The sequence below is a fragment of the Mycobacterium sp. B14F4 genome (assembly GCF_039871645.1).
Classification (GTDB): Bacteria; Actinomycetota; Actinomycetes; order Mycobacteriales; family Mycobacteriaceae; genus Mycobacterium.
Genome location: NZ_JBDPMF010000002.1, coordinates 15,193 through 36,609, shown reverse-complemented (window position 1 = coordinate 36,609; position 21,417 = coordinate 15,193). Strand labels below are relative to the sequence as shown.

Annotated in this window: 21 protein-coding genes; 12 read left to right on the top strand and 9 right to left on the bottom strand. The window is 69.6% G+C overall.

What is annotated here, in order from left to right; translation table 11 throughout:
- The 3 genes from ABGB19_RS05225 to ABGB19_RS05215 are packed head-to-tail and all read left to right on the top strand — an operon-like array spanning window position 1 to window position 1,442.
- The gene (locus ABGB19_RS05225) at window positions 1-660 is read left to right on the top strand and encodes a helix-turn-helix domain-containing protein (RefSeq protein ID WP_347684825.1); all 660 of its coding nucleotides are present in this window, start codon (window positions 1-3) and stop codon (window positions 658-660) included.
- Window positions 657-1,082, top strand: coding sequence for a hypothetical protein (locus ABGB19_RS05220; RefSeq protein WP_347684823.1), 426 nt, complete (start codon window positions 657-659; stop codon window positions 1,080-1,082). Before ABGB19_RS05225 ends, ABGB19_RS05220 begins: the two co-directional genes overlap by 4 nt.
- Before the next feature lie 18 nt (window positions 1,083-1,100).
- Window positions 1,101-1,442 (top strand): cupin domain-containing protein, encoded by a 342-nt coding sequence (locus ABGB19_RS05215; protein ID WP_347684821.1) that lies wholly within the window; start codon window positions 1,101-1,103, stop codon window positions 1,440-1,442.
- A gap of 6 nt (window positions 1,443-1,448) precedes the next feature.
- Here the strand turns inward: ABGB19_RS05215 and ABGB19_RS05210 are convergent, their stop codons facing one another.
- Both ABGB19_RS05210 and ABGB19_RS05205 read right to left on the bottom strand, forming a co-directional pair.
- Complete coding sequence (locus ABGB19_RS05210; RefSeq protein ID WP_347684819.1) at window positions 1,449-2,411, bottom strand: L-lactate dehydrogenase; 963 nt, start codon at window positions 2,409-2,411, stop codon at window positions 1,449-1,451.
- Window positions 2,408-2,581 carry a hypothetical protein gene (locus tag ABGB19_RS05205; protein WP_347684817.1) on the bottom strand — a complete coding sequence of 58 codons (174 nt, stop codon included), beginning with the start codon at window positions 2,579-2,581 and terminating at the stop codon, window positions 2,408-2,410. Before ABGB19_RS05205 ends, ABGB19_RS05210 begins: the two co-directional genes overlap by 4 nt.
- Window positions 2,582-2,637: 56 nt before the next feature.
- Between ABGB19_RS05205 and typA the strand changes: the two genes are divergently transcribed.
- Window positions 2,638-4,530 (top strand): translational GTPase TypA, encoded by a 1,893-nt coding sequence (gene typA, locus ABGB19_RS05200; RefSeq protein WP_347684815.1) that lies wholly within the window; start codon window positions 2,638-2,640, stop codon window positions 4,528-4,530.
- A gap of 91 nt (window positions 4,531-4,621) precedes the next feature.
- Window positions 4,622-6,433, top strand: a complete 1,812-nt coding sequence (locus ABGB19_RS05195) for an ABC transporter family substrate-binding protein (RefSeq protein WP_347685628.1) — start codon at window positions 4,622-4,624, stop codon at window positions 6,431-6,433.
- Here ABGB19_RS05195 and ABGB19_RS05190 read toward each other — a convergent pair.
- Complete coding sequence (locus ABGB19_RS05190) at window positions 6,417-7,661, bottom strand: chloride channel protein (RefSeq protein WP_347684813.1); 1,245 nt, start codon at window positions 7,659-7,661, stop codon at window positions 6,417-6,419. The genes ABGB19_RS05195 and ABGB19_RS05190 overlap by 17 nt on opposite strands.
- Window positions 7,662-7,700: 39 nt before the next feature.
- On the opposite strand from ABGB19_RS05190, the gene mshB reads away from it, so the two are divergent.
- Window positions 7,701-8,582, top strand: a complete 882-nt coding sequence (gene mshB, locus ABGB19_RS05185; RefSeq protein WP_347684811.1) for an N-acetyl-1-D-myo-inositol-2-amino-2-deoxy-alpha-D-glucopyranoside deacetylase — start codon at window positions 7,701-7,703, stop codon at window positions 8,580-8,582.
- Between the two features lie 114 nt (window positions 8,583-8,696).
- Window positions 8,697-9,119 (top strand): hypothetical protein, encoded by a 423-nt coding sequence (locus tag ABGB19_RS05180; protein WP_347684809.1) that lies wholly within the window; start codon window positions 8,697-8,699, stop codon window positions 9,117-9,119.
- Window positions 9,120-9,121: 2 nt separating this feature from the next.
- Here ABGB19_RS05180 and ABGB19_RS05175 read toward each other — a convergent pair whose 3' ends face one another.
- Window positions 9,122-10,144, bottom strand: coding sequence for a hypothetical protein (locus ABGB19_RS05175; protein ID WP_347684807.1), 1,023 nt, complete (start codon window positions 10,142-10,144; stop codon window positions 9,122-9,124).
- Window positions 10,145-10,383: 239 nt separating this feature from the next.
- On the opposite strand from ABGB19_RS05175, the gene ABGB19_RS05170 reads away from it, so the two are divergent.
- Window positions 10,384-12,963 (top strand): bifunctional FO biosynthesis protein CofGH, encoded by a 2,580-nt coding sequence (locus tag ABGB19_RS05170; RefSeq protein ID WP_347684805.1) that lies wholly within the window; start codon window positions 10,384-10,386, stop codon window positions 12,961-12,963.
- A gap of 102 nt (window positions 12,964-13,065) precedes the next feature.
- On the opposite strand, the gene ABGB19_RS05165 is transcribed toward ABGB19_RS05170, so the two are convergent.
- A complete protein-coding gene (locus ABGB19_RS05165) occupies window positions 13,066-13,674 on the bottom strand; it encodes a DUF1353 domain-containing protein (protein ID WP_347684803.1) in 609 nt (202 codons plus the stop codon).
- Between the two features lie 345 nt (window positions 13,675-14,019).
- Here ABGB19_RS05165 and fdxA point away from each other — a divergent pair, with 345 nt between their 5' ends.
- Together fdxA and dapC are read left to right on the top strand one after the other, a co-directional pair.
- A complete protein-coding gene (fdxA, locus tag ABGB19_RS05160) occupies window positions 14,020-14,346 on the top strand; it encodes a ferredoxin (protein ID WP_347684801.1) in 327 nt (108 codons plus the stop codon).
- Window positions 14,343-15,461 carry a succinyldiaminopimelate transaminase gene (gene dapC, locus ABGB19_RS05155; RefSeq protein WP_347685627.1) on the top strand — a complete coding sequence of 373 codons (1,119 nt, stop codon included), beginning with the start codon at window positions 14,343-14,345 and terminating at the stop codon, window positions 15,459-15,461. Before fdxA ends, dapC begins: the two co-directional genes overlap by 4 nt.
- On the opposite strand, the gene ABGB19_RS05150 is transcribed toward dapC, so the two are convergent.
- The gene (locus ABGB19_RS05150) at window positions 15,451-17,046 is read right to left on the bottom strand and encodes a helix-turn-helix domain-containing protein (RefSeq protein WP_347684799.1); all 1,596 of its coding nucleotides are present in this window, start codon (window positions 17,044-17,046) and stop codon (window positions 15,451-15,453) included. The two genes, dapC and ABGB19_RS05150, sit on opposite strands and share 11 nt — an antisense overlap.
- A 93-nt stretch (window positions 17,047-17,139) precedes the next feature.
- On the opposite strand from ABGB19_RS05150, the gene pruA reads away from it, so the two are divergent.
- On the top strand, window positions 17,140-18,762 hold the full coding sequence (gene pruA / locus ABGB19_RS05145; protein ID WP_347684797.1) for an L-glutamate gamma-semialdehyde dehydrogenase: 1,623 nt from the start codon (window positions 17,140-17,142) through the stop codon (window positions 18,760-18,762).
- 1 nt (window position 18,763) lies between these two features.
- Entirely contained in the window at window positions 18,764-19,726 is a 963-nt protein-coding gene (locus tag ABGB19_RS05140; protein ID WP_347684795.1) for a proline dehydrogenase family protein, read from the top strand.
- Here ABGB19_RS05140 and ABGB19_RS05135 read toward each other — a convergent pair.
- The 3 genes from ABGB19_RS05135 to ABGB19_RS05125 all read right to left on the bottom strand — a co-directional run bounded on the left by ABGB19_RS05135 (window position 19,723) and on the right by ABGB19_RS05125 (window position 21,417).
- Window positions 19,723-20,226, bottom strand: a complete 504-nt coding sequence (locus ABGB19_RS05135; protein WP_347684793.1) for a hypothetical protein — start codon at window positions 20,224-20,226, stop codon at window positions 19,723-19,725. The genes ABGB19_RS05140 and ABGB19_RS05135 overlap by 4 nt on opposite strands.
- Window positions 20,227-20,295: 69 nt before the next feature.
- The gene (locus ABGB19_RS05130; protein WP_347684791.1) at window positions 20,296-20,694 is read right to left on the bottom strand and encodes an SgcJ/EcaC family oxidoreductase; all 399 of its coding nucleotides are present in this window, start codon (window positions 20,692-20,694) and stop codon (window positions 20,296-20,298) included.
- A 168-nt stretch (window positions 20,695-20,862) separates the two neighbouring features.
- Window positions 20,863-21,417 carry an NUDIX hydrolase gene (locus ABGB19_RS05125; RefSeq protein ID WP_347684789.1) on the bottom strand — a complete coding sequence of 185 codons (555 nt, stop codon included), beginning with the start codon at window positions 21,415-21,417 and terminating at the stop codon, window positions 20,863-20,865.

The following is a 21,417-nucleotide window of genomic DNA, read 5'->3' as shown; positions in this document are numbered from 1 at the left end:
ATGGCCGGGAAGTCCGATGAGGCCGGCGGTCGTCGCGAGGACGTGCTCGCCGTGTTGAGGGGTTCGACGAGCGCGCTCACCATCGCGGCGGTCGCCGACCGACTCGGAGTGCATCCCAACACCGTCCGCTTCCACCTGGACACCCTGATCGCCGACGGGCGGGTGGAACGGGCCGAGGCGACGCACCGCCGTGCCGGTCGTCCGCCGCAGTTGTTCCGCGCCGCACGGCGAATGGACCCCGGCGGACAACGGCAGTACCGGTTGCTCGCCGAGATTCTGACCCTCGGTCTCGCCGGTGAGAGCGGGGCGGGCACCAGGGCGCTCAACGCCGGTCGTGCATGGGCGAGACGGGTCATGCCTGCCACGCCCGAGCCGCCTGGGGAACGGGAGTCCGTCGATCAACTGGTCGACCTACTCGCCGAGCTGGGCTTCGCGCCGGACCGCCGCATGCACGAGGGTGAAGTGCAGGTGGCGCTGCGGCATTGCCCCTTCCTCGAACTCGCCGAAGGACGATCGTCGGTCGTGTGCCCGATCCACCTCGGGCTCATGCAGGGCGCACTGGAGGCGTGGGACGCGCCGGTGACGGTCGACCGGCTCGAGCCGTTCGTCGAGCCGGACCTGTGCCTGGCCCACCTGACACCACCGAAGGAGGTCTCATGAGCCTCGGTCCTGCGGTCGCCGTCGCGGCGACATTCGTCTGGCTCGGCATGGTGTTGGCGATCTCGTTCCTCGAGGCCCCGCTGAAGTTCCGGGCGCCCGGCGTGACGCTGCCGATCGGGCTCGGGATCGGCCGGCTGGTGTTTCGCGCCTTGAACGGCGCCGAAGTCGCCCTCGCGGCCGTCGTCCTGGTCGCGGTGGTGCTCAGTGGCCCTCCCGTCGGTGCGGTCGTGGCGTTCGCCGTCGTCGCCGTCGCGCTGATCGCCCAATTGGTGGGCGTGCGGCCACGACTGACGCGGCGCTCCGATGCGGTGCTCGCCGGTCAGCAGGGGCCGCGCTCGCGCGCGCACTACGTTTACGTCGGGTTCGAGATCGTCAAGGTGATCGCGCTGGCGGCGCTCGGAATCCTGTTGCTGGCCAACTGAACACGAAAGGGGCGACGCGTGGAATGCATTTCGTTGACGGGGTTCGTCGAGGAGACGCTGGTGCAGGCCCGTGAGGCGCACAGTGGTCGGGCCGCGCACGCCATCCACGGCGGTCACGGCCACGAACTGCGGCATACGGTGCTGGCGTTGGCCGCCGGTCGTGAGTTGGCCGAACACGAGAGCCCCGGCGAGGCCACCCTGCAGGTTCTGCACGGTCATGTCCGACTCAGCACGAAAGCCGATTCCTGGGAAGGCAGAACCGGCGACTTCGTGGTGATCCCGCCCGAACGGCACGCGTTGACCGCGATCGAGGATGCGGTCGTTCTGCTGACCACCGTCAAGCCGTCCGCGCGCGCCTGACCGGAGTCAGGACAAGCCCAGCGAGCGTTGGACGGCGTGCAGCGCGGTGGCCGACGCCCGCAGGCCGTCGAGTTCAGCCGCGGCCAACGGCACTTCGAGGACAGTGGCTGCGCCCTCGGCGGCGACGATCGTCGGCAGAGAAAGCGCCACTCCGCTGATTCCGTATGCGCCTCGCTGCACCGTCGACACCGGCATGATCCGGCGTTGATCGCCGAGGACGGCCTCGACGATGCGCGCCGCGGACAGTCCGATCGCGAGGTTGGTGGCGCCCTTGCCCGCGATGATCTCGTATGCGGCATTGATGACGCCGGACGAGATGTCCCGGCGCGTCGTCGCGTCGAACACCACGGTGCCCTCGGCCGAGCGGAACTGCTCGGCCGGAACCCCACCGATCGACACGCTGGACCACAGCGGGATCTCCGAGTCGCCGTGCTCGCCGACGATCAGGGCGTGCACGTTGCCCACGTTGACGTTCGCGAACTCGGCGATCAGGAAGCGGAAACGGCCCGAATCCAGCACCGTTCCGGACCCGAACACCCGATGCGGTGCGCCGCCGGCGACTTGCGCGACCGCATGGGTGACGATGTCGACCGGGTTGGTCACCACCAGGACGACGGCGTCGGGCGCGTGCTCGAGAATCTGAGGTGTCAACGCCCGGGCCATCGCGACGTTGTTGCCTGCCAGGTCCAGCCGGCTCTGGCCGGGGTGCTGTTTGGCCCCGGCGGTGACGACGACGATCCGCGAACCGGCGATGACCGCGATGTCGTCGGACCCCTCCACGGTGCAGTGCGGAACGAACTGGCGACCGTGGTTGAGGTCGAGCACCTCCGAGCGGACCTTGTCGGCGTTGACGTCGTAGAGCGCCAGCGCACTGGCCGATCCGCGGATCAGGCACGCGTATGCGATCGCGACACCCACGCTGCCTGCGCCGATCACCGAGACACGCCGTGGCTCAGCCGCCGTCGTCACCGCTGGACCCGCCGCGCCCGCTTGAACACCTTGGCCAGCTCCTTGCCGCGGATCCCGTTGCGCTCGGCCTTGCGCACCTGATGCAGCACGACGGGGCAACGCTTGCACCGGGGCTTGCTGCGGCAGCACTTCTTCTTCGCCTTCAGCTCGGCCAGCTTGCTGGGCTTCACGTGACGGGCGTCTCTCGTTTTCGTGATCCGCCGATCGCACTGCGACAATCACGGGCGTGGAATTTCGGAATGTCGCCATCGTGGCACACGTCGACCATGGGAAGACGACCCTGGTCGACGCGATGCTGCGCCAGTCAGGCGCCCTCACGCACCGCGGTGACGACACCACAGAGCGCATCATGGACTCCGGTGACCTCGAGCGCGAGAAGGGCATCACGATCCTCGCGAAGAACACCGCGGTGCACCGCCACCACGCTGACGGAACCGTCACGGTCATCAACGTCATCGACACGCCCGGCCACGCAGACTTCGGCGGCGAGGTCGAGCGCGGGCTGTCCATGGTCGACGGCGTCCTGCTGCTGGTGGACGCCTCGGAGGGGCCGCTGCCCCAGACTCGCTTCGTGCTGCGCAAGGCGCTCGCGGCGCACCTGCCGGTCATCCTGGTGGTGAACAAGACCGACCGGCCCGACGCCCGCATCGGCGAGGTCGTCGACGCCAGCCACGATCTGCTGCTCGACGTCGCGTCCGACCTCGACGACGAGGCGCAGAAGGCCGCCGAGCACGCGCTGGGCCTGCCGACGCTGTTCGCGTCCGGCCGCGCCGGCGTCGCGAGCACCACCCAACCCGCCGACGGCGACGTCCCCGACGGCGACAACCTCGACCCGCTGTTCGACGTGCTGCTCGAACACATCCCCGCGCCGAGTGGCGATCCCGAGGCTCCGCTGCAGGCCCTGGTCACCAACCTCGACGCCTCGGCGTTCCTCGGCCGCCTGGCGCTGATCCGCATCTACAACGGCCGGCTGCGCAAGGGTCAGCAGGTGGCGTGGATGCGTCAGGTCGACGGATCGCCGGTGATCACGAACGCCAAGATCACCGAACTGCTGGCCACCGTCGGCGTCGAGCGCAGCCCGACCGACGAGGCCGTCGCGGGCGACATCGTCGCTGTGGCCGGACTGCCCGAGATCATGATCGGCGATACGCTCGCCGACCCCGAACACGCGCACGCGCTGCCGCGGATCACCGTCGACGAGCCGGCGATCTCGGTGACCATCGGCACCAACACCTCGCCGCTGGCGGGCAAGGTGTCGGGCCACAAGCTCACCGCGCGGATGGTGCGCAACCGGCTCGACCAGGAGCTGGTCGGCAACGTCTCGATCCGTGTCGTCGACATCGGCAGGCCCGACGCCTGGGAGGTGCAGGGCCGCGGCGAGCTGGCGCTGGCCATCCTCGTCGAGACGATGCGCCGGGAGGGTTTCGAGCTGACGGTCGGCAAGCCGCAGGTGGTCACCAAGACCGTCGACGGCAAGCTGCACGAGCCGTTCGAGGCGCTCACCATCGACTGCCCCGAGGAGTTCGTCGGCGCGATCACCCAGTTGATGGCCGCGCGCAAGGGCCGGATGGAGGAGATGGCCAACCATGCCGCCGGCTGGGTCCGGATGGACTTCGTCGTTCCCAGCCGCGGGCTGATCGGCTTTCGCACCGACTTCCTCACCCTGACGCGAGGCACCGGTATCGCCAATGCGGTGTTCGACGGCTACCGGCCGTGGGCCGGCGAGATCCGGGCCCGGCACACCGGCTCGCTGGTGTCCGACCGCGCAGGCACCATCACGCCGTTCGCGTTGATCCAGCTCTCCGACCGCGGGCAGTTTTTCGTCGAACCGGGCGACGACACCTACGAGGGCCAGGTCGTCGGCATCAACCCCCGCGCCGAGGACCTCGACATCAACGTCACCCGCGAGAAGAAGCTGACCAACATGCGGTCGTCCACCGCCGATGTGATCGAGACGCTGGCCAAGCCGATCCAGCTCGACCTCGAGCAGGCGATGGAGTTCTGCGCGGCCGACGAGTGCGTGGAGGTCACCCCGCAGGTGGTGCGGGTGCGCAAGGTCGAACTGACGGCAAGCCTGCGGGCCCGCGCCAAGGCTCGCGCCAAAGCCCAGAATGCGTAGGCCCAATGTCACCGCCGGGGCGGCTCCGGCGGCCGCTAGCCTGTAGGGCGTGTCGGGCCCCCATCGCGTCGTCGTTGCGCTGTTCGCGCTGATGACGCTGGTGGCAGGTTGCACCGTCAGCCCGCCGCCGGCCCCGCAGAGCACGGACACCTCGGAGTCGCCGCCGCCCCCTCCGATGAAGGCCACTCAGATCATCGTGGCCATCGACTGGATCGGCCCCGGCTTCAATCCGCACCTGCTGTCGGATCAGTCGCCGGTCAACGCGGCGATCAGCTCGCTGGTGCTGCCGAGTTCGTTTCGGCCGATCCCGGATCCGAACACCGCGACGGGGTCGCGGTGGGAGATCGACACCACGCTGCTGGAGTCGGCGGAGGTGACGAGCCAGAACCCGTTCACCGTCACCTACAAGATCCGGCCCGAGGCGTCGTGGACCGACAACGCCCCCATCGCCGCCGACGACTTCTGGTACCTGTGGCGGCAGATGGTCAGCCAGCCGGGGGTCGTCGATCCCGCGGGTTACGACCTGATCACCGGCGTGCAGTCGGTGGAGGGCGGCAAGACCGCGGTGGTGACCTTCTCGCAGCCGTACCCGGCGTGGAGAGAGCTGTTCAACGACATCCTGCCCGCCCACATCGTCAAGGACGTGCCCGGCGGATTCGCCGCCGGGCTGGCCCGGGCGCTACCCGTCACCGGCGGCCAGTTCCGGGTGGAGAACATCGACCCGCAACGCGACGAGATCCTGCTGGCCCGCAACGACCGGTACTGGAGTGCGCCGGCGAAACCGGACCAGGTGCTGTTCCGCCGTGGCGGCGACTCGGCGGCGCTGGCCGACTCCATCCGCAACGGTGACACGCAGGTGGCCCAGGTGCACGGCGGTGCGTCCGCGTTCGCTCAGCTGTCCGCGATTCCCGACGTGCGAACCGCGCGGATCGTCACGCCGCGCGTCATGCAGCTGACGCTGCGGGCGCAGCAGCCCGCGCTGGCGGATACGCAGGTGCGCAGGGCGATTCAGGGTCTGCTCGACGTGGACCTGCTGGCCGCGGTGGGGGCCGGTGACGAGAACACGGTCACGTTGGCGCAGGCGCAGGTGCGCTCGCCGTCGGATCCCGGTTACGTGCCGACGGCGCCGCCGGCGATGGCCAAGGAGGATGCGCTCGGGCTGCTCGCGGATGCGGGCTACGAGCTGGAGCCGGTCCGGACGTCGGCGCCACCGACGCCGGGGGCACCGCCGCCGGACGGCGACCGCGGCCGCATCACCAAGGACGGGGTGCCGCTGTCGTTGGTGATCGGGGTGGCGGCCAACGACCCGACGTCGGGGGCCGTGGCCAACACCGCCGCCGACCAACTCCGCAACGTCGGCATCACCGCGTCGGTGTCTGCGCTCGACCCCGCGGTCCTCTACGGCGAGGCGCTGGCCAACAACCAGGTCGACGCGGTGGTGGGCTGGCATCACGCCGGGGGAGACCTCGCGACCTCGCTGGCGTCGCGCTACGGGTGCCGGGCACTGGAGGCGACGCCGGTACCGACGGCGGCCCCCGCAACCCCGGCGCCCGCGACGCCTGGCACCGGCGCGCCGCCGGCCCCGCGGCCCACGCCCACCGCCACCACGCCGAGCCCGCCCCCCGAGGGCGATGAACTCGTGCAGGCGCCGAGCAACATCACCGGTATCTGCGACCGCAGCATCCAGCCGAAAATCGATGCGGCACTTGATGGTTCGGAAGAGGTAGCCGACGTCATCACCGCCGTCGAACCGCGGCTGTGGAACATGGCGACCGTATTGCCGATCCTGCAGGACACGACAATCGTGGCCGCAGGGCCGAGCGTGCAGAACGTGAGCCTGTCCGGCGCGGTCCCGGTCGGCATCGTCGGCGACGCCGGGCGGTGGGTCAAGACGCGGCAGTAACGGGCCGAGGACGCTTCCTCTCCCGCACGACCCGCAGGCCGTGCGCCGCGTACGCGGCGACCGCGAACACGATCAGCAGCCAGAACGGTGGGTGCGCCAGTTCCCAGACGAACAGCGCCGCGAATGCCGGCGCCCGTTGCGTGATGGCGAGCACGCCGGCCGCGCACGTCAGCGACACCGCCGGCACGTCGAGGTCCGTGCCTGCCCAGTGATTGAGCGCCAATGCCACCACCGAACCCGTCGCCGCCCCGGTCGCCAACGCCGGTGTGAGCAATCCGCCGACCGCCCCCGCGCGCAGGAACAGCGCCGTCAGCAGCGGCTTGAGAAGCAGGATCATCGCCGCGGCGCCGAGCGTCAGCCCGCTGTCGACGCTGACGGTCAGAATGCTGCGCCCGTTGCCGGGCAGTTCGGGCCACCAGATCGAGCAGACGCCGGTCGCCAGGCCGGCCGCCGCGATCGCGGGAATCAGCGGCCACGACCGGATCTGGAGGTGCGGCCTGGCCGCCGCCATGACGCGATCGAATGCCAAGCCGACCGCCGCGGCCAGTGGCGCGAGGGCGAGCGCGAGGAACACGAACAGATACGACAGTCGGGCCTGCGGCCAGGTCAGTGCATGGTCGAGGTGCGTGACAGGGGACGCGACCGCCACGGCGAGGCTCGAGGTGATCAGCGCCGTGCCGACCGCGCGCGGATGCCATGTGTTGAGCAGGATCTGAACGGTGAACAACGCGCCGCCGAGCGGCACGCTGTAGACCGCGCCCAGGCCGGCGCCCGCCGCGCAGGCCAGCAGGATCTGGCGGTCGCGTGCGGTCAGCGACAGCCGCGTCGTCCCCGCGTCGCCCATGGCCGCGGCGAGTTGACGAGGCGCGCCCTCGCGGCCCAGTGACGCGCCGGACCCGACGAGCAGCACCTGCAGCGCGGCGTCGATCGACAGTGGCGCCCGCGGCAGCGGTCGGGGACTGGTGATCGCCGCGGACAGCGGCGGCACCTCGCTGCGCCGGCGCAGAAGCCACCACCCGAGGCCCGCGACGGCCCCGCCGATCATCGGTCCGAGTGCGCGGCGAACAGGACTGCTGCCGCCGACGCCCGTCAGCAGAGTGCCGAAAGAGTAGTGATAGGTGAGGTGTTCGACGCCGTGCAGCAGCAACGTGGTGGCGGCGCCCGCGACACCTGCGAGCAGTCCGATGACGACGATCGCGCAGCCGAACTCGACCGTGCGCCGGGACACCAGGTGAATCTATGCCAGGCAACCGGCAAGCTGGTGCGAATGGACACCACCCCGCGGCTGCTGTTCGTGCACGCACACCCCGACGACGAGACGCTGACCACCGGCGCGACCATCGCGCACTACGCCTCGCGCGGAGCGCAGGTGCGCGTCGTCACGTGCACCCTCGGCGAGGAGGGCGAGGTCATCGGCGAGCAGTGGGCTCACCTGGCGGTCGATGCGGCTGACCAGCTGGGCGGGTACCGCATCGGCGAGCTGACCGCGGCGCTGGCCGCCCTCGGCGTCGACGAGCCGATGTTCCTCGGCGGCGCGGGCCGCTGGCGCGACTCGGGCATGGCGGGCACGCCGCCGCGTCACCACCCGCGGTTCCTCGACGCCGACTTCGGCGAGGCGGTTGGCGCGCTGGTGGCGATCATTCGCGGGCTGCGCCCGCACGTCGTGGTCACCTACGACCCGAACGGCGGGTACGGCCACCCCGACCACATCCACGCCCACCGGGTGACGATGGCCGCCGTCGAGGCCGCCGCCGCGTCGTCCGCTCATCCCGGCGACCTGTGGACGGTGCCGAAGCTCTACTGGACCGTGATGTCGAAGACGGCGATGGCCGGCGGCTTCGACGCGCTTGACGATGTGCCTGCGGACTGGACGCGGGTGACCGTCGACGACATGCCCTTCGGGCACCCCGACGAGGCGATCGACGCGGTGGTGGACGTGCCGGACCAGTTGCCCGCCAAGGTCGCCGCGCTGCGGGCGCACGCCACGCAGGTCAGCGTCGCGCCGGACGGCCGGTCCTGCGCGCTGTCGAACAACATCGCGCTTCCGATCGGCGCGGTCGAGCACTACGTCCTGGTGTCGGGCACGGCGGGTGAGCGCGACGCCCGCGGTTGGGAAACCGACCTCCTGGCGGGCTTGAACCTCGAATAGCGCAGGCGTCCCGGGGTAAGCTCCCAGACATTCGGCGGCGCGGAAGGGACGGCACATGGATCCGGATCTCGATCCCAACCTGCAGCACTGGCAGGACCGGTTCGACAGCCTGCAGTGGGTGATCGGCTCGATCGCCGGATTGCTCGACAGCATTCCGACCTGAGGTCGCCTGCCACGGACCGTCAGCGCGTGGCGGTCCTGACGCTGCTCGCCCTCGACGGGGTGCTCTGCGCGGTCGCGGCGGCTTTCTGGTTGCCCCTGCGCATCGGAACGATTCCCTTTCCCGTCAGCGCACTGATCGCGGGCCTGGTCAACGCCGCGCTGGTATGGGCCGCCCTGCACTGGACGTCGGCGCCGCGCGTGGCGTCGCTGCCGCTGTGGACGTGGCTGCTGACCGTCGCGCTGATGTCGCTGGGCGGGCCGGGCGAGGACGTGATCCTCGGCGGCAGCGGGATCATGGGCTACGCCGCGCTACTGCTCATCGCGCTCGGCGTCCTGCCACCTGCCGCCCTGCTGTGGCGGCACGTGAACACCTGACCTCACTCGGTCGCCGACGCTTCGTCCCCGCCGCCAGCCGCCGGGGTCCCGGGGCCGTCATCAGTCGAGGGAGGTGTCGGATCGACGTCCGTCTGGGCCTCGGTTTCGTTCACGTCGTTGTCGGCCGCGGTGTCGGTGCCCTCTTCGGCGGCGGGAGTATTTCCGGTGATCGCGTCGAGTCCGCGCACCTCGCCCTGCGCAGACACCGTGCCGGAGGTGTCCGTCGTCGGGTCGGTTCCAGTCGTGGCCTCATCGCCCGTTTCCTCGGTGACCTCGTCTTCGGTCCCCGTGGTCTCGCCGTCGACGCCCTCGTCCACGGGTTCGCCCTGCGCCGGCGCGAACTGCTCGAGCGATGCCTGCACCGTCATCTCTTCGGTCTCGGTCTCGGTCTCGGTCTCGGTCTCGGTCGCGGTGAAGGGGAACGGCGGTAGCGGTGGCAGCGGCGGCAACCAGAAGTTCCACTGGTCGATGCCGAGCTGAATGAACGAGTTGACCGTGTCGACCCCGACATTGGCCAGTCCCTGGATGAATGAGATGTTTCCGTCGAGGAAGTACGCGATGTTGTAGGTGATGCTGCGGGCGATACGTTCGCCGAAGTTGTAGAAGATCATGATCTGGCCGGACAACCAGCCGACGTAGGGGACCCAGCCGACCGCATAGGTCGCGAGCTCGAAGCCGTACTGCACCCACGGCTCGATGGCGTTGTAGGTGTTGATGATCGCGCTGCCGATCGACGTGCCCCCGACGACGGGCTCGAACTGCGGCTCCGGGAAGGGCTCGCTCGCGCTGGGCGGCACAATGACGCGTTGGACGACGCGTTGGACCCAGCCCGCGAGGAGGTCGGGTAATTCGGTCACCGCCAGCGGTTGGACTGCGGCGGCCAGTTGCACCGGCGGCGACACCGCCTGGACAGCCGGTGTGGTCGACGTCGGCTCTGACTTTTCTGGCGCCGACGGAACGACGGCGACGGCGATCGCGGTCATCGCGGCGACACCCGCGGTCAGAAGGGGACCGGGAAGAGTCATCTGCGACCTCGCAACACTCGATGAGACATCATCTGGACGTTAATCTCGCCGAGTTTGCGGAGGTTAGGGTCCATCTCCCGTCGCTGCAGGGCACTTGGTCCCTCGCGTCCGCGCCCGCGGCGCCACAGCGTGGCCTGCGGGGACTAGGGTGACCCCTATGTCAGGCGTATGGCAGGCGCATGGTGTTTCAGGATGTGAGACGCGCGGATGATTTCCGTCTACCCCGGGGTTACACGGGAGTGGCTCTGAACCCCCAGCGCGGCGCCGATCTGCCCAGCCCGGTGGTCCCACCGATCTCCTCGACTCCCAGTCCAGCGGCACTGCGGCGCGTACTGCGGCGGGCCCGTGACGGGGTTGCGCTCAACGTCGACGAAGCCGCCATCGCGATGACGGCCCGCGGCGAGGACCTCGCCGACCTGTGCGCCAGCGCGGCGCGCGTGCGCGATGCGGGACTGGAAGCTGCCGGACGCCGCGGACCGAACGGACGGCTGCCGGTCAGCTACTCGCGCAAGGTCTTCATCCCGGTCACGCACCTGTGTCGCGACAAGTGCCACTACTGCACGTTCGTCACCGTTCCTGGACGGCTGCGCGCGGAGGGCCGCGGGCTGTACATGGAGCCCGACGAGATATTCGATGTGGCGCGCCGCGGTGCCGAATTAGGTTGCAAGGAAGCGTTGTTCACCCTCGGCGACCGGCCGGAGACCCGCTGGGAGGAGGCGCGGCAATGGCTCGACGAGCGTGGTTACGACTCGACGCTGGACTACGTGCGGGCGATGGCCATCCGCGTGCTGGAGGAGACGGGCCTGCTGCCGCACCTGAACCCGGGTGTGATGAGTTGGTCGGAGCTGTCGCGACTCAAGCCGGTCGCACCTTCGATGGGCATGATGCTCGAGACCACGTCGCGGCGACTGTTCGAGACCAGAGGGCTGGCACACCACGGCAGTCCCGACAAGGACCCTGAGGTCCGGCTGCGGACGTTGGCCGACGCGGGCCGCTTGTCGATCCCGTTCACCACCGGACTGCTTGTCGGGATCGGGGAGACGCTGACCGAACGCGCGGAGACCGTTCACGCGATCCGGCGCTCGCACAAGGAGTTCGGGCACGTTCAGGAAGTCATCGTGCAGAATTTCCGCGCCAAGGACGGCACCGCCATGCGCGCGGTGCCGGATGCGGGCTTCGAGGACTTCGTCGCGACGGTGGCGGTCACCCGGTTGGTGATGGGGCCCAAGATGCGTATCCAGGCGCCGCCGAACCTCGTGTCGCGCGCGGAATGCCTGGCACTGGTCGGCGCGGGCGTCGACGACTGGGGCGGCGTCTCCCCGCTGACGCCCGACCACGTCAACCCGGAACGGCCGTGGCCCGCGCTCGACGAGTTGTCGGCCGTCACCGCCGAGGCCGGCTACGACCTCGTGCAGCGACTGACGGCGCAACCGCAGTACGTGCAGGCGGGTGCGGCGTGGATCGATCCGCGGGTGCGCGGCCACGTCGACGCGCTGGCCGACCCCGACACCGGGTACGCGCTGGACGTCAACCCGGCGGGCCGGCCGTGGCAGGAGCCCGATGAGGCCTGGGAATCGTTGGGACGCACCGATTTACATGCGGCGATCGACACCACCGGTCGTCTGACCGACACCCGCAGCGACCTCGGCAGCGCGTTCGGCGACTGGGAGTCGATCCGCGAGAAGGTCGGCGAACTGGCGGCGCGGGCACCCGAGCGCATCGACACTGACGTGCTGGCGGCCTTGCGCTCGGCCGAACGAGACCCGGCCGGGCTGACGGACGACGGCTATCTGGCGCTGGCCACGGCCGACGGTCCGGCCCTGGATGCCGTTGCCGCGCTTGCGGACTCGCTTCGTCGCGATACCGTCGGCGACGACGTGACCTTCGTCGTCAACCGCAACATCAACTTCACCAACATCTGTTACACGGGTTGCCGGTTCTGTGCGTTCGCGCAGCGCAAGGGCGATGCGGACGCCTACTCGCTGTCGGTCGACGAGGTGGCCGACCGCGCGTGGGAGGCCCACGTCGCGGGCGCGACCGAGGTCTGCATGCAGGGCGGCATCGATCCGGAACTGCCGGTCACCGGGTATGCCGATCTGGTGCGGGCGGTCAAGGCACGCGTTCCGTCGATGCACGTACACGCCTTCTCGCCGATGGAGATCGCCAACGGCGTCACGCGCAGCGGCCTGTCGATCCGTGACTGGTTGACGAGCCTGCGCGAAGCCGGGCTGGACACGATCCCGGGGACCGCCGCCGAGATCCTCGACGACGAGGTGCGCTGGGTGCTGACCAAGGGCAAGCTGCCGACGTCGCTGTGGATCGAGGTCGTGACGACGGCACACGAGGTGGGGCTGCGGTCGAGTTCGACGATGATGTACGGCCACGTCGACCAGCCGCACCACTGGGTCGGCCATCTGCGGGTGTTGCGCGAGATACAGGACCGCACAGGCGGATTCACCGAGTTCGTACCGCTGCCGTTTGTGCACCAGAGCTCACCGCTGTATCTGGCCGGCGGTGCGCGCCCCGGCCCGACGCATCGCGACAACCGCGCCGTGCATGCTCTCGCACGGATCATGTTGCACGGCAGGATCTCCAACATCCAGACCAGTTGGGTCAAGCTCGGCGTCGAGCGTACGCAGGTGATGCTGGGCGGCGGCGCCAACGACCTCGGCGGCACGCTGATGGAGGAGACGATCTCGCGGATGGCCGGCTCGGAGAACGGCTCGGCGAAGACCGTCGAAGAGCTCGTGGCGATCGCCGAAGGAATCGGACGCCCGGCGCGTCAACGCTCCACCACCTACGCGCCCCTGGCTGCGTAACCCTTTCGACTCTTTCGCGCGGACGTGCGTGTCTTCACACGACACGCCGCGCGTTTGCAGCCCTTTGCGCACGCTCGCGCCGGAACGTCGGTGTGGCGCGGATCAGGTCTTCCACTGGATCGGCGCCGGGGTCTCGTCGGGTACCACGACTGCGACGGCGGTCTCGAGAAGCCAGAACACCACGGTGGAGACCAGGATGGCCAGGGCGGGTAGGGCGACGACCGGCGCGGCGACGAGCAGCAACAGCGCCGCCGCGCCGGGGATGTCCTTCCACCACCCGGCACCGCCCTTGCCCTGCAGGATCGCCGAGGCCCGCACCGTCGCCCACATGACCCAGCGGCGCAGCAGGCTCACGCCGTCGCGTTGCATCTGCAGCCGGAACCGGTAGTCGGCCTGTCGGCGGTCGCAGCCGGTGCGGTCGGGATAGCGCCAGAGGTAGTCGTGCAGCACCGCTGCCCGCGCATAGCGTCCGGCGCGGGGAATGAACCACGCGACTACGCCAGGCGCCGAGACGAGATCGGTCGCGAAGTCCGCAGTCACCTCGAATTCGCAGTTGGGCCCTTCGAACCGAAGCGGTTGGGTGGTGCGCCATTCGTCCCAGGCGGTCTCTTTGAACAACCGCTTCGTCGCGCGCACCGCCTCGAGTTCGGTGGCGGTGAGTTGGCGGACGAACAGGACGGCAGACGGATCGGCGGGTGCACATCGCTCCATGTCGGAGGTATAGCAAGGCCGCGCATCGCTACGGCCAAGCATTGGCATCACTTGACGCACGGTCGTGGCGGGGCCGGGCGTGCGCGAACTGCCGGCTACGAGCGGCGAGAAATGGGGCGCCGGTGCTGAGCAGTCGACCAGCAAGTTCGCTCGAACCCGGGGTGGCGGCTAGGCACCTGTATGTGCAACGTTTAGTATCAGTAACCACGCGCCACCCGTAACTCGGGGGCGCGCGAAGTTAGGGCACACTGAGACGACCGTCCAGGTATCGACCACGGATACTTGCCGCCAGGCTCAACGCCCTAGCCAACGGCAGCCCACCGGACAGGAGATCGAGGAGACCTCGTGACGTACACGATTGCTGAACCCTGCGTCGACATCAAAGACAAGGCGTGTATCGAGGAGTGCCCTGTCGACTGCATCTACGAGGGTGCCCGCATGCTGTACATCCACCCGGACGAGTGCGTGGACTGCGGAGCCTGCGAACCGGTGTGTCCCGTCGAGGCCATCTATTACGAGGACGACGTTCCGGACCAGTGGAGCCAGTACACCCAGATCAACGCCGACTTCTTCACCGAGTTGGGTTCGCCAGGCGGTGCGTCCAAGGTGGGCCAGACCGACAACGATCCGGAGCCGGTCAAGAGCCTGCCGCCGCAAGGTGAGGACTCATAACGGCTCGTCCCGAGCTTCGACAGCCCCGTAGCGCGACGCTGCCGGTGTTCCCCTGGGACACCCTGGCCGACGTGACCGCGCTCGCCCGCGCGCACCCCGACGGCATCGTCGACCTGTCCGTGGGCACCCCCGTCGATCCGGTGGCGCCGGTGATCCGCGAGGCGCTCGCGGCGGCCGGCTCGTCGCCGGGGTATCCGACGACGGCGGGCACCCCCGCGCTGCGGGACTCGGCCGTCAACGCCCTGGCGCGCCGCTACGGCGTGACCGGGGTCCCGACCCAGGCGGTGCTGCCCGTCATCGGCACCAAGGAACTCATCGCGTGGCTGCCCACCCTGCTGGGTCTCGGGCCCGACGACGTCGTCGTGGTGCCGGAACTGGCCTACCCCACCTACGAAGTCGGCGCTCGGCTGGCCGGTGCGCAGGTGGTACGCGCCGACTCGCTGACCCAACTCGGTCCGCAGACGCCCGCGCTGGTCTACCTCAATTCGCCAAGCAATCCGACCGGCAGGGTGCTGGGTGTCGACCACCTGCGCAAGGTCGTCGGCTGGGCCCGCGAGCGCGGCGTCGTGGTGGCTTCCGACGAGTGCTATCTCGGCCTGGGATGGGACGCGCAGCCCCTGTCGGTGTTGCACCCCTCGGTCTGCGAGGGCGACCACAACGGCCTGCTGGCGGTGCACTCGCTGTCGAAGACCTCCTCGCTCGCCGGGTACCGGGCCGGTTTCGTCGCGGGGGATCCGGTGGTGATCGCCGAGTTGCTGGCCGTGCGCAAACACGCCGGGATGATGGTGCCGACGCCCGTGCAGGCCGCGATGGTGGCCGCGCTCGACGACGACGAGCACGAGCGAGAGCAGCGCGCCCGCTACGCGTGCCGCCGCGATGCACTGCTGCCCGCCCTACGTTCGGTCGGGCTGACCGTCGACTACTCCGAGGCCGGCCTGTACCTGTGGGCGACGCGCGGCGAGCCGTGTCGCGAAACAGTCGCGTGGCTCGCCGAACGCGGGATCCTGGTCGCGCCCGGCGAGTTCTACGGCCCGCGGGGGATTACCCACGTGCGGGTGGCGTTGACCGCGACCGACGAGCGGATCGCCGCTGCGGTGCAACGGCTTACGGCCTGACCGACTCGGTCGCGCGCAACCCGAGGGCGAGTACCAGTCGGTCGTCGGGATCGCTCAACGACGTCGACAACAACTTCTCGATCCGGCGCACGCGGTAACGCACGGTGTTCGGATGCACATGGAGGTGTTCGGCGACGGTGGCGATGTCGCCGAACCCGTCGAGATACGCCTGCAGCGTCTCGGCCAGCATCGGGTCCTGTGCCCGCAGTTGGCGCACCCGCGGGTCGATGAGCCGCGGCTGGGCCGCCACCCGCGACACGATCTCGTCGAGCAACACCGTCGTTCTCGCCTCGTCCAGTGAGGTGACCTGCCCGATCGCCCGGGGGTGGCGCTGGGCGCTGTCGAAGACCCGGTCCACATCGGCGCGGGCGCCTGCCGCGGCGGCCAGGCCCGTCAACGGCGCGGCGATGACAGCCCGCAACGTCAGCCCCAGTTCCCGGTCCAGCGCCGCCACCACGCCGCGCGTCCACGACATCACCGCCGCCGCCGCCCCGATCTTCGGCAGCAGCACGTAGACCCGCTCACCGGTCGTGGCGACCTGGGCATCGGCGCGAAAAGCACTGGCGCTCAGCGCGATCACGTCAGCGGGCACCGTCGCTCGGTCGCATACGAAGCCGACGAGCGCGGACCGGGCGTCGAGCGCGATCGCCAACTCGCGCCCGATGGCGGCGACGTCGACGTCGTCGCCCGCGAAGCCGAGCAGTTCTTGCACCCGCACGGTGTGGCTGGACGGCGCGGCGGACAGCCGCGACATGATCCTGGCTGCCAGCACCGCGCCGCCGCGCAGCACATCCTCGACGTCGTCGGCCAGCGGTGCCGAACCTTGTTGCAGCCAGATGGTTCCGGCGAACCCGGGCCGCCGGCGCGTATCCGACTCGGGCAGATGGATGCCCACCGCCAGCCGGGGCCGCAGTCCCAGCTCCGGTCGCTCGGCGACGCGGACCACCTCACCGCTGGAGCGCAGCGCGTCGAAGATGCCCCACTGCCCGATCCATTCCAGATGTTCGGGCGGCCCGGCGCGGCCGAGAATGGTGAGGCGGCGCAGCTCGTCGGCCTCGTCACTGGACGCCGAGTATGCCAGCACGTGCGACTGGTCGTCCTCGATGCTGACCATCCCGCGGGTGCGATCGGCGATCGACTGCGCGAGCCCGAACAGGTCGGTGCCGGAGTCGCGCAGCGGGTCGTCGCGGTCGCCGTGGTGCTCGAACGCGTGGTTGACGAGCTTGTACAGCAGTTCCCAGCGCGCCCGCGGTTCGACGGTCACCACGGCGGCACCCAGCGCGACCGCCCTGTGCACCGCCACCGGCGAGGGCTCCTTGACGAAGACCGCCGCAGGCACCCGCCCGGTGCCGGCGAACTGGTGCTCGAGCCAGCGGACCGCGTCGGCGTCGGACACCCCGAGCAGGAAGAACAGGTCCGCCGAACTCGGCCCGACCGCCAGACCCAGCCGTACGTCGTCGGCGTCGACGAGAGCGACCGAGCCGACCGGCATGTCGAGCCCGCGTGGCGCCTCGACGAGCGTGACCATGGTGCGGTCCAGGGCCAGCAGCAGTTGGCCGAGGCTCAACGGGGTGCGAGTGTCCATGCCACCACCTTTTGTCTGATTCGACTATAGGTTGCCCGTGAGCTTGTCGGATCGGCCATCGGTCGGTGGGTCGCGAAACGGCATCCTTGCTGCATGGACGCCATCACCGCGGTACCGCTCCCGGCCAATGAGCCGGTCCACGATTACGCGCGTGGGTCGGGTGAACGCGCCCGGCTCACCGAAGCACTGCGATCCGTCGAGGCAACCGACCTGCCGCACGTCATCGGAGGCCGGCACCGGATGGGCGACGGGGATCCCGTCGGGGTGGTCCAGCCGCACCGTCACTCCGTGCGGCTGGGCACCTTCACCACCGCCACGCACGAAGACGCCTCGGCCGCCATCGAGGCCGCGACGGCCGCCAAAGCCGACTGGGAGAACACCCCGTTCGACGAGCGCGCCGCGGTCTTCCTGCGCGCCGCCGACCTGCTCGCCGGGCCGTGGCGGGAGAAGCTGTGCGCGGCCACCATGCTCGGCCAGTCCAAGTCGGCGTACCAGGCAGAGATCGACGCGGCGTGTGAGCTCATCGACTTCTGGCGGTTCAACGTCGGTTTCGCCCGTCAGATCCTGGCGCAGCAGCCGATCAGCGTTCCCGGCGTCTGGAACCGGGCCGACTACCGGCCGCTCGAGGGGTTCGTCTACGCCATCACCCCGTTCAACTTCACCGCGATCGCGGCCAACCTGCCCACCGCGCCGGCGCTGATGGGCAACACAGTGCTCTGGAAGCCGTCGCCGACGCAGACGTTCGCCGCGCATCTGACCATGCAGCTGCTGGAAGCGGCGGGTCTGCCGCCGGGCGTGATCAACATGCTGACCGGCGACGGGTTGGCGGTATCGGATGTCGCACTTGCCGATCCGCGCCTGGGCGGAATTCACTTCACGGGGTCGACGACGACATTTCAGTACCTGTGGCGCGAGGTCGGCACCCACATCGACCGGTACCGCACCTATCCGCGACTCGTCGGCGAGACCGGCGGCAAGGATTTCGTGGTGGCGCACACCAGCGCGCGTCCGGATGTGTTGCGCACGGCGCTGATCCGCGGGGCGTTCGACTACCAGGGCCAGAAGTGCTCGGCGGCATCTCGGGCCTTCATCCCGCGTTCGGTGTGGCACCGCATGGGCGACGAGTTCCTCTCGGCCACCGAGGAACTCAAGTACGGCGACGTCGCCGACCTCACCAACTTCGGCGGCGCCCTGATCGACGAGCGGGCGTTCGCGAAGAACGTCACGGCCATCGAGCGGGCGAAGAGCGCCTCGCACGTGACGATCGCGGTGGGCGGTGAATACGACGACAGCGAGGGCTATTTCGTTCGGCCGACCGTGCTGCTGTCCGACGATCCGACGGACGAGGCGTTCCGCACCGAATACTTCGGGCCGATCCTCGCGGTGCACGTCTATCCCGATGACGACTACGACCGCATCCTCGACGTCGTCGACGGCGGCGCCGCGTACGCGCTGACCGGCGCGGTGATCGCCGACGACCGTGCGGCGGTGCTGCGGGCACAGCGGCGGCTGCGCCACACCGCGGGCAACTTCTACGTCAACGACAAACCCACCGGCGCCGTCGTCGGACAGCAGCCTTTCGGCGGCTCGCGGGCGTCGGGCACCAACGACAAGGCCGGCTCGGCGCTGAACTTGTTGCGGTGGACGTCGGCCCGGTCGATCAAGGAGACGTTCGTCCCGTCGACCGACCACACCTACCCGCACATGGAGGCGTGACGTGGGGGCCTTCGACCGGGTGGCGCGCCCGGCCATCCTGGCCGCAAGCAGACGCGACGGCCTGCGCCGGGCGCTCGAACGGCTGCCCGTGACCCGGGAGGTCGTGCACCGGTTCGTGCCCGGTGAAACCGTAGGTGACGCCCTCGAATCCGTTGCTGCACTGCGTCATTCCGATCGCCTGGTGTCGATCGATTACCTCGGCGAGGACGTCACCGACACCGAGACGGCCACTCAGACCGTCGACGCGTATGTCGACCTCCTCGACGCGCTGGCTCGCCGCGATGAACCCGCGGCCGCTGTGCGCCCGCTGGAGGTGTCGCTGAAGCTCTCGGCGCTGGGCCAGGCGCTGCCGCGCGACGGGCAGAAGATCGCCCTGGAGAACGCACACGCCATCTGCGGCCGCGCGCAGCGGGCCGGCGTGTGGGTGACGGTGGACGCCGAGGACCACACCACCACGGATTCGACGCTGTCGATCGTGCGGGATCTGCGCACCGAGTTCGCCTGGCTGGGCACGGTCCTGCAGGCCTATCTGCGGCGAACGGAAGCCGACTGCAGGGACTTCGCGGCATCTGGTGCGCGAATCCGGTTGTGCAAGGGCGCTTACGACGAACCGCCGTCGGTGGCGTACCGCGACCGCGACGACGTGACCGACTCGTACCTGCGCTGCCTTCGAGTGCTGATGGCCGCTGACGGCTACCCGATGGTGGCCTCGCACGATCCGGACATCCTCGCGGCCGTCCCCGCGATCGCCCGCCGGCACGACCGCGGACGCGACGATTTCGAGTATCAGATGCTCTACGGCATCCGGGACGCCGAGCAGCGCAGGCTGGCCGAGTCGGGCAACCACGTGCGGGTGTACGTGCCGTTCGGCACGCAGTGGTACGGCTACTTCGTGCGCAGGCTCGCGGAGCGGCCCGCCAACCTGACCTTCTTCCTGCGGGCGCTCGCCGAACGCAGGCCCTAGACGGGACGCGCCCCGACGGGCATTGTCACCGTTCCGCGGCACGGTCCGGACAGAATGTCGGTGTGCCACGTGCCGAACAGCGTGCCGTCGATGTCGGGTGCGTAGAACACGCGCGACCGCGCCGGTGCGTACTCGCGGGGCAGTCCGTCGCCGCGGAAGCACTCCCACTGCCAGTTGTAGGAGTACTGCCACCGCGACCCGTCCCAGGTGTAGCGGATCGGTTGCGGGATGGTGGGATTGCTGGGCGCGGGCCCGTCGACGACGGTGGCGACGCACAGTCCGCTCGTGCAGTCGGTGGCCAGGGTGTACTGCGCGCCGAAGTCGGGTTCGGGCTGGGCGGCGGCCACACTGGTGCCCATCTTGTTCGACGCGTAGGTGATGATCTGGTAGCGCCCGTTCCATCCCGGGTCCGCCGCACCCGCCGACGGTGAGGCCGAAAGGGCCGCGGCGGCAGCGCAACACACGCCGAGCAGGGCGTGCCGGAGCCGACGGGCAGACATGGATCGCACATTAATTGCCTGCGTCGTCAGTAAGCGCCGCGACACGGCCTGCCCGCGGCTACAAGACGGTCACGGGTTGGTATCGGCGAACGAATGGTGTTCGTGGGTCACGACCCAGCGACCGTTGCGCTTGCGCAGTCCGATCGTCAGGCGCAGCCGGTTCTCCGGGTCGGCCGCCAGATCGTCAGGCTTGCCGCAGCGCAGCAACGCCCACGCGAACGCGACGTCGGAGCCCGCCGTCACCTCAAGCTCGACGATCTCGAACACCGCGCCCTGGCGCTGCCATTCGAAGAACGGCGGCCACGACTCGCGGTACTCATCGGTGCCCCGGTTGCCGCGGTGCGGCGGCGGCACGTCGAACATCACGATGTCTCGATCATGTTCGGCCAGAACCGAAGTCATATCGCCGGCGTGCACCGCGTCAGCCCAATTGACGATCAGCTCGCGGATGGCAGCCTCGTCAGTCATGTGAACCTCGTCCCCGGTGCTCTCCGTCGGAGGACACGAGGACGTAGCCGGCGCTGGCGAACAGGACGGGCATCATCGCCATCATCCCGTACACCGCGGTCATCGTGTCACCCCTCTCTAGCGCATCCGCTTCTGTAGTGGTTACAACGGTGTAGACCGTTACGGGGTTCAAACCTCATCGCGGGGTCGGCGTTCGTAGAGCAACAGCAGCGCCCACGCGGCGATCGACTGCGCGTCGGTGATCTCCCCGGCGCGCATCATCTCCTCGACCTGTTCGCGGGTGAACCACTCGCTGTGCATGTCCTGCTCTTCGTGCTCACGGTCGTGGTCGCCTTCGGTGAGGCCGGTCGCCAGAAACACCCAGCCGCGCTGGCTGCTCATCCCGGGCGCGACGTCGAGTTGGCCGAGCGCGACGTAGTCGGCCGCGCGCAGCCCGGTCTCCTCACGCAGTTCACGCGCGGCGAGGTCGACCGGTTCGAGGTGTTCCCGCTGGGGCGCGGTGCCCTGGGGGAACTCCCAGCGCCGCAGGCCCAGCGGGTAGCGGAACTGCTCGACCAGCCGGATCCGGTCGCCGTCACGCGCGATCACCAGCGCATAGTCGGGCTTGTCGACCACCGCGTAGACGCCGTCACTGCCGTCGGGGCGGCGGATGTCGTCCTCACGCAGCGTCATCCAGTTGTTCCGGTAGACCTCACGCGACGCCAGCCGCTGGATGTGATTCAC